Here is a 12,723-nt window from a genome sequence, read left to right on the forward strand (position 1 = left end):
GGCCGAAGAACTCGACGAACTTGCCGACGACGCCCTTCTTGCGCAGCATCTGGGTCACGGTGAGGACGAGGTCGGTCGCCGTCATGCCCTCGCGCAGCCGGCCGGTGAGCTTGAAGCCGATCACCTCGGGGATGAGCATCGAGACGGGCTGGCCGAGCATCGCGGCCTCGGCCTCGATCCCGCCGACGCCCCAGCCGAGCACGGCCATGCCGTTGACCATGGTGGTGTGGGAATCGGTGCCGACCAGGGTGTCGGGATAGGCGGTCTCGGAGCCGTCGCTCTCCTTCCTCGTCCAGACGCATTGGGAGAGGTATTCGAGATTGACCTGATGGCAGATGCCGGTGCCGGGCGGCACGACCGAGAAGTTCTCGAACGAGCCCTGGCCCCATTTCAGGAACTTATAGCGCTCGGCGTTGCGCTCGTATTCCAGCTCGACGTTCCGGGCGAACGCCTTCGGCGTGCCGAATTCGTCGACGATCACCGAGTGATCGATGACGAGATCGACCGGGATTAGCGGATTGATCTTCTCGGGATCGCCGCCGAGGCTCACCATGGCGTCGCGCATGGCGGCGAGGTCGACGACGGCCGGGACGCCCGTGAAATCCTGCATCAGGACCCGCGCCGGCCGGTAGGCGATCTCGACCTCGTCCTTGCCCTTGTTCTGGAGCCAGGACTTCACGGCCTCGATGTCGCCCTTCCTGACCGTGCGGTTATCCTCGAAGCGCAGCAGGTTCTCGAGAAGAACCTTCATCGAGAAGGGAAGCCGGGAGACGCCGTCCAGGCCGTTCTTCTCGGCCCGGGTCAAGGAATAGTAGGAGTAGCTCCTGTCGCCGACCTTGAGGGTCTGGCGGGCGCCGAAGGAATTCGGATGAGTCATAGGCGTCCCCTAGCTTGCCCGAACGGGCAGATACCGACTCGCGCGGACAGACCGCGCGATTCATCTTCGGCCGATGCGCCTCTCGGCGCGCACCGCTCGGGGGAGCCCGGACGCATTGGCGAGCTTAGGTGTGGAACCGCTCGTGCGCGCGGCGCAGCCTGGGCTGGCATAGCGCAATCAAAAGCGGGACGCCAGCGTCTTCGGAGCCGTTCTAAATCGTTCGCACGGCAGGGAAACGGGGAGCGAAAATCGCCGCCGCGCCGGAGGCCGGCCGTCTCCTCCGCCAACCCCTGAAACATGAAGACCCCGGCTTTCGCCGGGGTCCGGGAGGCGTCGCGGGGCCCTGCCCGCGCCTCTCCTCAATAGTTGTAGGCGCGCTCCCCGTGATCGGTGAGGTCGAGCCCCTCGCGCTCCTCTTCCTGGGTGACGCGCAGGCCGATGACGACATCCACGATCTTGTAGAGGATCGCCGAGCCGAGGCCCGACCAGACCAGGGTCACGGCCACCGCCTTGATCTGGGCCAGGACCTGCGTCGCCATCACGTAGTCGGCAGGCGCTGCCGTGCCGGGCTTGGCGACGTAGTCGACGAGGCCGACACCCCCGAGGGACGGCGAGACCAGGATGCCCGTCGCGATGGCGCCCAGGATGCCGCCCATGCAGTGGATGCCGAACACGTCGAGGGAGTCGTCATAGCCGAAGGCGTTCTTCACGCTCGAGCAGAAGACGAAGCACATCGCGCCCGCCAGGATGCCGAGCGCGAGCGAGCCCATCGGCCCGGCGAAGCCCGAGGCCGGGGTGACGGCGACGAGGCCGGCCACCGCGCCCGACACCATGCCGAGGAGCGAGGGCTTGCCCTTGACGCCCCATTCGACGAAGAGCCAGGCGAGGGCGGCGCCGGCAGTCGCGACGAAGGTGTTGAGCATCGCGAGGGCGGTCACGCCATTGGCCTCGAGGTTCGAGCCCGCGTTGAAGCCGAACCAGCCCACCCACAGGAGCGAGGCGCCGATCATGGTCATGGTCAGCGAGTGGGGGGCGAGGAGGTCGCGGCCGTAGCCGATGCGCTTGCCGATCATCAGGCAGCCCACGAACCCGGCGATGCCCGCATTGATGTGGACGACGGTGCCGCCGGCGAAGTCGAGCGCGCCCCAGCTATAGATCAGCCCGGCATCGCCCGTGACCTCGTCGAGCTTGGCCTTGGCGGCCGCGTCGGAGGCATTGGCGGCGACGGCCTTGGCGGCATCGGCGATCGTGTCGGGGCCGGCCCAGTACCAGACCATGTGCGCCATCGGGAAATAGATGAAGGTCAGCCACAGCACGATGAAGACGAGAAGCGCCGAGAAGCGGACGCGCTCGACGAAGGCTCCGATGATCAGCGCGGGCGTGATCATCGCGAAGGTCATCTGGAAGCAGAGATAGACGTATTCGGGGATGACGACGCCGTTCGAGAAGGTCCCGACCGTCGAGTCGGAATTCACGCCCGACAGGAAGGCTTTCGAGAGGCCGCCGACGAAGGCGTTGAGGCCCCCGCCGTTGGTGAAGGCGAGCGAATAGCCGTAGGCGACCCAGATCACGCCGGCGAGGCAGACGATGGCGAAGACCTGCGTCAGCACCGAGAGCATGTTCTTCGTGCGCACGAGGCCGCCGTAGAACAGGGCGAGGCCCGGCACCGACATCATCAGGACGAGCGCGGCGGAGACGAGCATCCAGGCCGTGTCGCCCTTATTGGGAACGGGCGCTGCGGCCTCCTGGGCGAGGGCCGGCAGGGCGAGGAGGGAGAGGGCGGCGGCTGCCGGAAGGCAGGCCGTCCATCGGGATCGGGACATCATGGGAAACTCCGGTCGGGATTGGTCAGAGGGCGTCGGTGTCGGTTTCGCCGGTGCGGATGCGCACGGCCTGCTCGATGGGGGCGACGAAGATCTTGCCGTCGCCGATCTGCCCGGTGCGCGCGGCGTTGGAGATCACCTCGATCGTCTGGGCGACGAATTCGGAGGCGACCGCGACCTCGATCTTCAGTTTCGGCAGGAAGCTGACGGCGTATTCGGCGCCGCGGTAGATTTCCGTATGCCCCTTCTGGCGCCCGTAGCCCTTGACCTCCGTCACGGTGAGCCCGTGGACGCCGATCGCGGTGAGCGCGTCGCGCACTTCCTCGAGCTTGAACGGCTTGATGATGGCCATCACGATTTTCATGTTCTTGCCCCACTCAGCTCCGGCCGAACGAACCGGAGGCCCATGCCGCCAGGAAACGGCGCGGCTCGGGGAGGGACATTTCAAAGGGCGTGCCAAATGGCGTCGCCTGCCGGAAGCGCCGGTCTTTCTACCGCGGCGCAGCGAGTCTCTTCCGGCGGCGCAGCAATAATGATTAGAAAATAGGCAGACGGCCCGTTCTCTGGGCTTGCCGGGGGATCACGCCGCGGCGCGCAGCGATGCGAGGTCGAGGCGCCGCGTCCCCATCGCGAGGCCGCCCCCGGCATCGCGCGGCCATTCGGCCTCGGGCCGGTCCCGGTAGAGCTCGACCCCGTTGCCGTCCGGGTCGCGCAGATAGAGCGCCTCGCTGACGCCGTGGTCGCTGGCGCCGTCGAGGGCGATCCCGGCCCGGTCGAGGCGCAGCAGCGCGTCGGCGAGAGCCACGCGGGTCGGATACAGGATGGCGAGATGGTAGAGGCCGGTCGTCCCCGGCGCCGGCGGCGGGCCGCCCGCGCTCTCCCAGGTATTGAGAGCGATGTGGTGATGATAGCCGCCCGCGGACAGGAACACGGCCTGGTTTCCGTAGCGCTGCGTCACCTCGAAGCCGAGCACGTCGCGGTAGAAGCCGAGCGCGCGCTCGAGATCGGCGACCTTGAGATGGACATGGCCGATACGGGTCCGGGGATCGACGGGAGTGGTCATCGCGTGCCTCCTGGCCTTCGCCGCCTCCGCTACAATTCCGCCGAGCGCTGCGAGAGTTCCAGCCTCAATTGCCGCGCCAGCTGCGCGAGGGCCGGGGAATGCCGCGGCCGCGGCTGGGGCAGGTCCACGCGGAGTTCCGCGCCGATCCCGGCCGGCCGGCCGTTCAGCACGACGACGCGGTCGGCGAGATAGACCGCCTCGTCGATATCGTGCGTGACGAACAGCACGGTGCGGCCGGTCGCCGCCCGGATGCGCAGCAATTCGTCCTGGAGGGATTCGCGGGTGAAGCTGTCGAGCGCCGAGAAGGGCTCGTCCATCAGCAGCACCGCAGGCTCGACCGCGAGCGCGCGGGCGAGCGAGACGCGCTGGCGCTGGCCGCCCGAGAGCTGGTGCGGCCAGCGCCCGCCCAGATGGCCGAGGCCGACCAGGGCCAGCATCTCCTCGGCGCGCCTGTGGCGCTCGGCGCGGGACACCCCGCTCCATTCGAGCCCGAACCCGACATTGTCGCGCACGCTGCGCCAGGGCAGGAGCCGCGAATCCTGGAAGACCAGCGCCGTCGGCGGCGGACGCGGGCCGGTGCGCCCGGCGGGCGCCCTCACCGCGACCCGGCCGGCGCTCGGCTCGGCGAGGCCCATGATGACCCGCAGCAGGGTCGACTTGCCGACGCCCGATTCGCCCACGATGGCGAGAAACTCGCCGGGCGCGATGGCGAGGTCGAGCGCGTGCAGAACCTCGGTCTTCTCGCCGTTGCGCTCGAAGGTGAGGGAGAGCCCGCGGATATCGACCACGGGCTCGAAGGACGGCGCGCTCATGCCCGCCACCTCAGGAGCCAGGTCTGGGCGGCGACGAAGCCGGCATCGATGAGCCCGTAGAGGGCCGCCATGGTGAGCATGTAGACGAGCACGATGTCGCTGGAGAGGAGGCTGGAGGCCTGCATCATGCGCTGGCCGACGCCGGGCACGCCGAAGATCTCGGCGGCGACGACCGCCATCCAGGCCTGGCCGAGGGCGGTGCGCAGCCCGACCAGGATGCCGGGGGTCGCGGCCGGCAGCACGATCTTGACGAGCCGCGCGAGCGGCGAGCGGAAGCCGAAAGCCTGCGCGACCTCGACGAGGTCCCGGTCGACGCCGCGGACTGCCCCCTGCGTGGCGAAGAAGACGATCCAGAAAACGCCAATGGCGATGATGAAGACGGCGGCCGCCGGCTCGACGCCGAACCAGATGATGGCGAAGGGCACCCAGGCGAGGCCCGGAATCGGCCGCACGAGGCGGACGATCCAGGCGGTCAGGTCCTCGAAGGGCCGGAACATGCCCGACAGGATACCGAACGCGACCCCGAGGCCGGCGCCGACGGCGAGGCCCGTGACATAATGCGACAGGCTCGACAGGACCGCCGTGAGCCAGGTGCCCGAGCGCAGCTCGGACAGGAAGGCGCCGGGAATGGCCGAGGGCGGCGGCACCAGCGTCTCGTTGAGGAGGCCGATGCGCGGCAGGGCCTCCCACACGGCGAGGAAGAGCGCGAGGCCGAGCGCGGACAGCGCGGTTCGGGCGAGGCGGGTCATGGGCGCATCTCCTCCCCCCGCAAGCGGGGAGAGGCTGGGTGAGTCACTTCTTCACGGCCTCGAGATAGAATTTCGGCTCGAAGAGGCCGTCGAGCGGGGCCTCCCTGTCGAGCGTGCCGATGGAGACCTGATAGGCCTGCATCTTGGCGGTCGCGTCGATGATGGCGCGCGGATCGGCGATGAAGCGCGAGGCCGGCGAGGTCAGCGCCTTCGTCATGGTCGCCTCGTCGACGATCCCCTTGCCGAGGGCCGCGACGACATGGGGGGCGGCTTCGGCCGGCTTCTCCTTGAGGGTCCGATCGGCTGCGACGAGGGCGTCGACGAGCGCCTGCACCTCCTTCGGATGCGCCGCGATGAAGGCGGGCGTGACCGCGACGACCGTGCCCGGCTGGGAGGGGAACATCTGGCCCCCGGTCGCGACGAGCTTGATCTTCGGGTTGCGGCCCTGAACGATGGTGAGCGCCGGCTCGCGGATGGCAGCGCCCTCGACGGCGCCGACGAGCACGGCCTGCTGGGTCGCGTCGATTCCCATGGAGACGATCTCGGCATCGGCCTTGTCGGCCTTGGCGACCTGCCAGAGCCAGTGCTGGAGGGTCGTGTTGGGGACCGAGCCGGGCGGCTGGGCGGCGAGGCGGGCAGCCCGGCCCTCCTTGGCGCGATAGGCTTTCAGCGCCTCGGCTGCCGAAACCCCGCCCTCGAAATAGGGGGCGAGCTTGGGGCCCGCGACAAAGACCATCTCCTCGATCGCGGTCGCGGTGACGACCTTGGACTTGACGCCCTTCGAATTGGCGACGGCAAGCGGCATCACGCCGGCGACATAGACGTCGATCGTGCCCGAGGCGAGCGCCTGGATCATGTTCGGGCCGGATTCGAAGGTCGTCACCCGCGCATCCATGCCGGCGGCCTTGAGGGCGCCCGACCCGTTCGCGACGAAGAGGGGCGCCGCGCCGACGATCGGGATCACGCCCACCCGGACGGGAACCTGGGCGGAAGCCGCAGACGAGGAGAAGGCCGCGGCGGCGGCCAGCGCGGCCGCAAGAAGCCTGGGGATCATGGGAGGATTCCTGGAGAGTCGGAAATCCCCTATCATTGGCCGGGATAGGTAGAAAACTACAAACAAATTCTGTAATTATTGTCCAGCCCCTCCCGGGCCGGGGCGATCAGGTGAAGCCCCTGTCACCGTGCCTGGGCGTGGTATTCGGCATTCGGGCGCATATCGACGGCCGAGGCCATGCGGTTCGACATGTTGTAGAAGGAGGCGACCGCGCCGATGTCCCAGATGTCGCGGTCCGAGAAGCCGGCCTTGCGCAGGGCCTTCCTGTCCTCTTCCCCGACCAGGGCCGGGTCGGCGGTCAGCTTGGCGGCGAAATCGAGCATCGCCCTGTGGCGCGCGCCGAGATGGGCGGCTCGGTAGTTCATCACCATCAATTCGCCGAGCACCGGGTCGCCCGAAAGCTGGCGAACGGCCGCGCCATGCGCGGTGAGACAGTAATAGCAGCGGTTGATGCTGGAGACGACCACCGCGATCATCTCGCGCTCCAGCTTCGAGAGCCCGGACGGCGCGAGCATCAGGTCATTATAGAGGGCGGCGAAGGTCTCGAGCTTGGCCGAATCATGCGTATAGGCCGCGAGCACGTTCGGCACGAAGCCGATCTTCTCGTCGCATTTGGCGAGATAGGCTTCCATCTGGGGGGAAAGCTCGCCGCGCTTCAGGTCGAGCGCCGTGACGGACGTATCGGCCTGGGGCGCCGGCTTCTCGCCGCGATCCGGCTTCTTCTCCCCGGCGCGCTTGCCGTCCCTGGATTTCGCCTTCTCGCCCTTCGCCATCTCCGTCTCCTCCGGCCCGGCTGCCTGTGCGGGACTTTGCGCCGTCAGCGCTCGGGCGCAAGCCCGTGGATGAAATCCGTGGTGCCGCTCAGGATGATCTGCACCCCGATGCACAGGAGCAGGAAGGCCGAGAGGCGCGCGACCACACGGGCGCCGGAGGCGCCGAGCAGGGCGACGAGCCGATCGGCCGAGGCATAGGCCAGCCAGACGATGACCGAGATCGCGACGACGGCGGCGCAGGCGCCCGCGGCGGCGGGAATGTAGCTCGCCCTGCCGGCAGGAACGTTCGAGCCGAGCGCGACCGCGACCGAGATCGTGCCCGGCCCGGTCGTGAAGGGCATCGTGAGCGGGAAGAAGGCGACGTCCTCGACGCCCTGCGCGCCGAGCGCCTGGTCCTGCTTGCGCTCCTCGCGCTCCTCGGGCGTCTGCAGAAGCTGCCAGGCGAAAATGGCGACGACGAAGCCGCCGGCGATCCGCAGGGCCGCGAGGCTGATGCCGAAGAAGCTCAGGATGGCCGCGCCCGCCCAGAGCGCGCCCAGCATCAGGAAGCAGGAATAGAGGCCGATCCGACGCGCCAGGAGCACGCGGTCCCGATGCGTGCGGTCGGCGGTGACCTGGGCGAAGATGAGGGCCGCGCCGATCGGGTTGACGATCGAGAACAGCGCCGAGAAGGCGAGAAGGAAGCTCTGTGTCGCTTGGCTCATGCGAGGCGCGTCCCGGCGGCCGGGCCTATTCGTCCTCGCCGAAGCGGCCCGCGACGAGATCCGCGATGGCGTCGAGGCTCGCTTCGGCATCCGGGCCCCGGGCCGTGACGGTGATGACCGTCCCCTTGGCCGCGCCCAGGGTCAGGAGTCCCATGATCGAGCGCCCTCCGACCGTCTCGCCGGCCCGGCTGACCTCGACGACGGCATCGAAGCGGTCCACCACCTGGACGAACTTGGCCGAGGCGCGGGCGTGGAGGCCCTTCCTGTTGACGATCGGCAGGCGCCGGAACGGAACGCCCTCGGGAACCTCGTCCGCCGCCATGTCCTCGCCGCCGATCATCTCCATCGGGGCTACTTGCCGGCGAGGACGCGCGAGGCGACGTTGATGTATTTGCGGCCCGCCTCCTGGGCGTGGAGCACGGCGTCCTTCAGCGCCTCCTCGTCCCGCACCGAGGCGAGCTTGATGAGCATGGGCAGGTTGATCCCGGCCACCACCTCGACGGAGCCGCCGTTCATGCACGAGAGCGCGAGGTTCGACGGGGTGCCGCCGAACATGTCCGTCAACACCACGACCCCCTCGCCGGTATTCACGCGGCAGACGGCGGACATGATGTCCTTGCGGCGGCTCTCCATGTCGTCCTCGGGACCGATGGTGACGGTCTCGAGTTGATCCTGGGGGCCGACCACGTGCTCCAGCGCGGCTCGAAATTCCGTCGCCAGCTGCCCGTGGGTCACGAGCACCATACCGATCATGAAAATGCTTTCCACACCCGAAGGCGAGGGAAGCATTTTTGTGCAGCGCACCCCCTTTCGCAAGTGTCATGCGACCAAATGCGGGGTGTTCGGTCATCAGCGTGTCATCCGGGCCACGAAATTGCCGCTTCGATGAGCGCCCCGGCCTCCGCCGCCATGCCCGCGACGCGTGGAATGCGTATTCCCAGCAGGGTCGCGGCGAGATCGGCCTCCTCCGGCATGCGGGGAGCCGGCTCGCGCGTCAGCTCCACGACGAGCCGGAGCACGGCGGCGCCTTCATGGGACACGGGCCGGATGCCGAGGCCGCGATGCTCGGCGAAGCCCGCAAGCGCCGGATGGGGGCGGGCGACGATGCGGCCGCCATGGCGGGAGACGAGCACGCGGTCATCCGCGACGAGAGCCGCGAAGCCCCCGGCCGCCCGGCGCTCCGCGACGAGGCGGCGCGCCAGGGCGGATTTGCCGATGCCCGAGGGGCCGAGGATGAGGAGGCCTGCTTCCCCGAGCAGGACGCAGCCGCCATGGAGATTGAGCGTCCCCTCGCTCACGCCGGGCGCGCCGCCGGGAGGCGGACGGTGAAGCGGGCGCCGCGGCGGGGGCCCTCGGTGCGCCGGTTCGAGGCGCGGATCGTGCCACGATGCGCCTCGATGATCTGGCGCGAGATCGAGAGGCCGAGCCCGGAATTCTGCCCGAAGCCGTGATCGGGGCGATCCGTATAAAAGCGCTCGAAGACGCGCTCGAGCGCATGGGGCGGGATGCCCGGCCCGTCATCCTCGACCGTCACCTCGATCTCGTTCCTGTCGCGCCGGATCGCCACCCGGACCGTGCCGTCGGGCGGCGAGAAGGAGCGCGCATTGTCGATGAGGTTGTTGAAGACCTGGGCGAGGCGGCTGTCGTGGCCCTCCGCCGTGAAGTCGGGCGGGGTCGTGATGTGGCGGGGCAAGGGAGCCATCTCGATCTTCGGATCGTGGGGCCGCCGCCGCTCGCTCTGGATGGTCACGACGGTGTCGAGCAGGCGCCGCAGGTCCAGCGGCTCGGAATCGGCCCGGGCCAGTTCCGCGTCGAGGCGCGAGGCGTCGGAAATGTCGCTGATGAGCCGGTCGAGCCGGCGCACGTCGTGCTGGATGATCGAGAGGAGCCGCGCCTGCGCGCTCTCGCTCCTGGCGAGCGGCAGCGTCTCGACCGCGCTGCGCAGCGAGGTCAGGGGGTTCTTCAGCTCGTGCGAAACGTCGGCGGCGAAGGATTCGATCGCCTCGATGCGCGAATAGAGCGCTTCCGTCATGTCGCGCAAAGCTCCCGACAGATGGCCGATCTCGTCGGGGCGCTTGGTGAAGTCGGGGATTTCCTGGCGCGACTTGATGCCGTGGCGCACGCGCTCGGCCGCCTCGGCGAGACGGCGCACGGGGCCCGCGATCGTGCCCGCGAGGAGGAACGACAGCACCAGCATGATCAGCGCGGCGAGCAGGAAGATCTGGAGCAGGGCGAAGCGCTCGGAGGCGATGACGGCGTCGATCTCCCCGCCCTGGGTCGAGAGGAGAAGGGCGCCCCGCACGCTGCGCTGGCGCTTGATGGGCACCGCGACCGAGACGATCGTCTCCCCGCGGCTGCTCAGCCGCACGCTCTCGCCCGGGCTTCCCGCGAGGGCGCGGCCGACCTCGGGCAGGCTCTTGCCGTCCGTCGGCCCGAAATCGTCGAAGGGCAGGCGCTCGCGGCGGAAGAGGCGCAGGACGCTGCGCCAGGCGCGCTCGATCAGGGTGGGCTCGGAATCCGAGGCCGGCGGGGCCTCGGGGCGGGAGATGTCGCCCCGCGAATAGAGGTTGCGGGAATCGAGCGTCAGGATGCCGTCGCGGTCATAGATGCGCGCCCGCGTCCCGGTCGGGCTGACGAGATGGCGCAGGAGCGGGGCCACCTTCTCGGGATTGATCCAGAATTCGAGCGGCGACGGCGATTCGTCGGCCGGGGCCGCGCCCTCCCCGGCCTGCTGCTGGAGAAGGCGGTCGGGATCGGTGATCACCGTGCCGGAATCGACGGTCGCCGAGGAGGCGATCGCGCCCGCGATGATCTCGCCCTGAACGAGCAGGCTCTGCACCCGCGTGTCGATGAGGCTCTTGCGGAAGGTGTTCAGCGTCATGACGCTGATCAGCAGGGCGGCGAGCCCGACGAGGTTCAGCACCGCGATGCGGCGGGTGAGGCTCGACGACAGGTGCCGCAGGACGGCGAGGCCGAACCTGCGCAGGCCGGAGGAGAATCCCCTCCCCTCAGCCTCCGCGGCTTGTGCCGCGGGAGCCTCGTCGAGCGCCCGCTCCTCGCCCTCCGGCGCGGGCGCGACGCCGCGCCCGTTCTCCCCGGGCTCGGCCCGGCCGAATTCCGGCGCGGGCTCAGGCTTCCTTGAAGCGATAGCCGACACCGTAGAGCGTCTCGATCATGTCGAAGGCGGAATCGGTCACCTTGAACTTCTTGCGCAGGCGCTTGATGTGGCTGTCGATGGTGCGGTCGTCGACATAGACTTGGTCGTCATAGGCGGCGTCCATCAGCGCGTTGCGGCTTTTGACGACGCCCGGCCTCTGCGCCAGGGCCTGGAGGATCAGGAACTCGGTCACGGTGAGGGTCACCGGCTGGTCCTTCCAGGTGCAGGTATGGCGCTCGGGGTCCATCTTGAGGTGGCCGCGCTCGAGCGCCTTGGCGTCGGTCTCCTTCGGCGCGGAGGCGTCCTTGGGCGCGCCGCGCCGGAGCACCGCCTTCACCCGCTCGACGAGAAGGCGCTGGGAGAACGGCTTCCGGATGAAGTCGTCCGCGCCCATCTTGAGACCGAACAATTCGTCGATCTCCTCGTCCTTCGAGGTCAGGAAGATGACCGGCATGTCGGATTTCTGGCGCAGCCTCCGCAGCAGTTCCATTCCGTCCATCCGGGGCATTTTGATGTCCAGGATGGCGAGGTCGGCGGGCGATTGCCGCAGGCCGTCGAAGGCGGAGGCGCCGTCCGTATAGGTCTGGATCCGGTAGCCTTCGGCCTCCAGCGCGATGGATACGGAAGCCAGGATGTTGCGGTCGTCGTCGACCAGGGCAATCGTCGGCATGCGAGATCCTCGATCCGGGTCGCATTGTGGCCAGAATGGCGCGGGAAAGAACGAGCGTCTCGCGGCGCCGATCTCGTCCACATGCGACTTGACGTCGGTCAATAGGCCAGCCGGCGAGACTTGCCAAATCGGCGCCGGTTTCGGAACACGGAATATCGACGCGGACCGGATGGCGAGGACGTCTTGCGGGGTCCCCGGGAGGATCGGATGAGTGAAGCTGCCGCGCAACCCGCCATCACCCCGCGGGGCCTGGAACTCGGCGGCTCGCCGCCCGACGATTTCGACCCCATCGCGCTGGCGCGCGAGACACTTCGCCGCGGGCGGACCGGCGCGCTCGCCACGCTCGATCCCGCGAGCGGATATCCGCTCGCGACCCTGGTCAATGTCGCGACCGATACGGACGGCACCCCGATCTTCCTTCTCTCGCTGCTCTCGCTGCACACGAGGAACCTCGATGCGGATTCCCGCTGCTCTGTCCTCTTCGCGACGCTCGGCAAGGGCGATCCGATGGCCGCCTCCGCCCGCGTCAGCGTCGTCGGCCGGGCGCAGCGGACGGACGATCCGCGGGTGCGCCGCCGCTTCCTGGCGCGCCACCCGAAGGCGGCCCTCTATGCCGATTTCCCCGATTTCTCCTTCTTCCGGCTCGCCGTGGAATCCATCCATCCGAACGGCGGCTTCGCGCGGGCCGGGAACGGGCCGTTCGAGGGCGTGCTGCTCGACCTGGAGGGAGCCGGCGACCTCGTCGCGGCCGAGGAAGGCGCGGTCGCGCATATGAATTCGGACCACACAGAGGCGCTGTCCCTCTATGCGACGCGCCTTCTCGGCCGGCCGGAGGGGCCCTGGCGGGCGAGCGGCGTCGATCCCGAGGGCATGGATCTCGTCTGCGGCCAGGAGACGGCGCGGCTCGTTTTCCCCGAGCCCGTCCGCGACGGAACGACGCTGCGGCGGATGCTGGTGGCGCTCGCCGCCGAGGCCCGGACGAAATCGGCCGGCTAGCCGGCCGGCCGGCCGGCCGGCCGGCCGCCGAACTCGATAGATCGT

The 12,723-nt window shown here is 69.0% G+C and carries 15 protein-coding genes; 1 reads left to right on the plus strand and 14 read right to left on the minus strand.

What is annotated here, in order from left to right; all coding sequences use genetic code 11:
* From PKD06_RS10980 to PKD06_RS11045, 14 genes are all read right to left on the minus strand, one after another.
* Window positions 1-877 (minus strand): aconitase family protein (locus PKD06_RS10980; RefSeq protein ID WP_324380217.1); only part of this gene is annotated, 877 nt, incomplete at its 3' end.
* Window positions 878-1,236: 359 nt separating this feature from the next.
* Window positions 1,237-2,703 (minus strand): ammonium transporter, encoded by a 1,467-nt coding sequence (locus tag PKD06_RS10985; protein WP_324380218.1) that lies wholly within the window; start codon window positions 2,701-2,703, stop codon window positions 1,237-1,239.
* A 22-nt stretch (window positions 2,704-2,725) separates the two neighbouring features.
* On the minus strand, window positions 2,726-3,064 hold the full coding sequence (locus PKD06_RS10990; protein WP_324380219.1) for a P-II family nitrogen regulator: 339 nt from the start codon (window positions 3,062-3,064) through the stop codon (window positions 2,726-2,728).
* A gap of 216 nt (window positions 3,065-3,280) precedes the next feature.
* Window positions 3,281-3,763 (minus strand): VOC family protein, encoded by a 483-nt coding sequence (locus tag PKD06_RS10995; protein WP_324380220.1) that lies wholly within the window; start codon window positions 3,761-3,763, stop codon window positions 3,281-3,283.
* A gap of 29 nt (window positions 3,764-3,792) precedes the next feature.
* Window positions 3,793-4,575, minus strand: coding sequence for an ABC transporter ATP-binding protein (locus PKD06_RS11000; RefSeq protein WP_324380221.1), 783 nt, complete (start codon window positions 4,573-4,575; stop codon window positions 3,793-3,795).
* On the minus strand, window positions 4,572-5,324 hold the full coding sequence (locus PKD06_RS11005; protein ID WP_324380222.1) for an ABC transporter permease: 753 nt from the start codon (window positions 5,322-5,324) through the stop codon (window positions 4,572-4,574). The genes PKD06_RS11000 and PKD06_RS11005 overlap by 4 nt, the downstream gene beginning before the upstream one ends.
* A 43-nt stretch (window positions 5,325-5,367) precedes the next feature.
* Complete coding sequence (locus tag PKD06_RS11010) at window positions 5,368-6,378, minus strand: ABC transporter substrate-binding protein (protein ID WP_324380223.1); 1,011 nt, start codon at window positions 6,376-6,378, stop codon at window positions 5,368-5,370.
* Window positions 6,379-6,500: 122 nt separating this feature from the next.
* Window positions 6,501-7,151: a peroxidase-related enzyme gene (locus PKD06_RS11015; RefSeq protein WP_324380224.1), complete on the minus strand. Its 651-nt coding sequence runs from the start codon at window positions 7,149-7,151 to the stop codon at window positions 6,501-6,503.
* Between the two features lie 44 nt (window positions 7,152-7,195).
* A complete protein-coding gene (locus tag PKD06_RS11020; protein ID WP_324380225.1) occupies window positions 7,196-7,855 on the minus strand; it encodes a MarC family protein in 660 nt (219 codons plus the stop codon).
* Between the two features lie 25 nt (window positions 7,856-7,880).
* Window positions 7,881-8,195: an HPr family phosphocarrier protein gene (locus PKD06_RS11025; protein ID WP_324380245.1), complete on the minus strand. Its 315-nt coding sequence runs from the start codon at window positions 8,193-8,195 to the stop codon at window positions 7,881-7,883.
* Between the two features lie 11 nt (window positions 8,196-8,206).
* Entirely contained in the window at window positions 8,207-8,608 is a 402-nt protein-coding gene (locus PKD06_RS11030; protein ID WP_324380226.1) for a PTS sugar transporter subunit IIA, read from the minus strand.
* A gap of 104 nt (window positions 8,609-8,712) precedes the next feature.
* Window positions 8,713-9,153 (minus strand): hypothetical protein, encoded by a 441-nt coding sequence (locus PKD06_RS11035; protein WP_324380227.1) that lies wholly within the window; start codon window positions 9,151-9,153, stop codon window positions 8,713-8,715.
* Window positions 9,150-10,841 carry a sensor histidine kinase gene (locus PKD06_RS11040; RefSeq protein ID WP_324380246.1) on the minus strand — a complete coding sequence of 564 codons (1,692 nt, stop codon included), beginning with the start codon at window positions 10,839-10,841 and terminating at the stop codon, window positions 9,150-9,152. Before PKD06_RS11040 ends, PKD06_RS11035 begins: the two co-directional genes overlap by 4 nt.
* 142 nt (window positions 10,842-10,983) lie before the next feature.
* Window positions 10,984-11,682: a response regulator transcription factor gene (locus PKD06_RS11045; RefSeq protein WP_324380228.1), complete on the minus strand. Its 699-nt coding sequence runs from the start codon at window positions 11,680-11,682 to the stop codon at window positions 10,984-10,986.
* 207 nt (window positions 11,683-11,889) lie between these two features.
* On the opposite strand from PKD06_RS11045, the gene PKD06_RS11050 reads away from it, so the two are divergent.
* The gene (locus PKD06_RS11050; RefSeq protein ID WP_324380229.1) at window positions 11,890-12,678 is read left to right on the plus strand and encodes a DUF2470 domain-containing protein; all 789 of its coding nucleotides are present in this window, start codon (window positions 11,890-11,892) and stop codon (window positions 12,676-12,678) included.
* Window positions 12,679-12,723: the final 45 nt, after the last annotated feature.

Source organism: Enterovirga sp., from assembly GCF_035325185.1.
GTDB lineage: Bacteria > Pseudomonadota > Alphaproteobacteria > Rhizobiales > Beijerinckiaceae > Enterovirga.

Bases quoted from the DNA above. Each gene is read 5' to 3' on its own strand.
- PKD06_RS11000 (WP_324380221.1), bottom strand. From the start codon at position 4,575: ATGAGCGCGCCGTCCTTCGAGCCCGTGGTCGATATCCGCGGGCTCTCC.
- PKD06_RS11030 (WP_324380226.1), bottom strand. From the start codon at position 8,608: ATGATCGGTATGGTGCTCGTGACCCACGGGCAGCTGGCGACGGAATTT.
- PKD06_RS11005 (WP_324380222.1), bottom strand. From the start codon at position 5,324: ATGACCCGCCTCGCCCGAACCGCGCTGTCCGCGCTCGGCCTCGCGCTC.
- PKD06_RS11020 (WP_324380225.1), bottom strand. From the start codon at position 7,855: ATGAGCCAAGCGACACAGAGCTTCCTTCTCGCCTTCTCGGCGCTGTTC.
- PKD06_RS10995 (WP_324380220.1), bottom strand. From the start codon at position 3,763: ATGACCACTCCCGTCGATCCCCGGACCCGTATCGGCCATGTCCATCTC.
- PKD06_RS10985 (WP_324380218.1), bottom strand. From the start codon at position 2,703: ATGATGTCCCGATCCCGATGGACGGCCTGCCTTCCGGCAGCCGCCGCC.
- PKD06_RS11015 (WP_324380224.1), bottom strand. From the start codon at position 7,151: ATGGCGAAGGGCGAGAAGGCGAAATCCAGGGACGGCAAGCGCGCCGGG.
- PKD06_RS10990 (WP_324380219.1), bottom strand. From the start codon at position 3,064: ATGAAAATCGTGATGGCCATCATCAAGCCGTTCAAGCTCGAGGAAGTG.
- PKD06_RS11025 (WP_324380245.1), bottom strand. From the start codon at position 8,195: ATGATCGGCGGCGAGGACATGGCGGCGGACGAGGTTCCCGAGGGCGTT.
- PKD06_RS11010 (WP_324380223.1), bottom strand. From the start codon at position 6,378: ATGATCCCCAGGCTTCTTGCGGCCGCGCTGGCCGCCGCCGCGGCCTTC.
- PKD06_RS11050 (WP_324380229.1), top strand. From the start codon at position 11,890: ATGAGTGAAGCTGCCGCGCAACCCGCCATCACCCCGCGGGGCCTGGAA.
- PKD06_RS11045 (WP_324380228.1), bottom strand. From the start codon at position 11,682: ATGCCGACGATTGCCCTGGTCGACGACGACCGCAACATCCTGGCTTCC.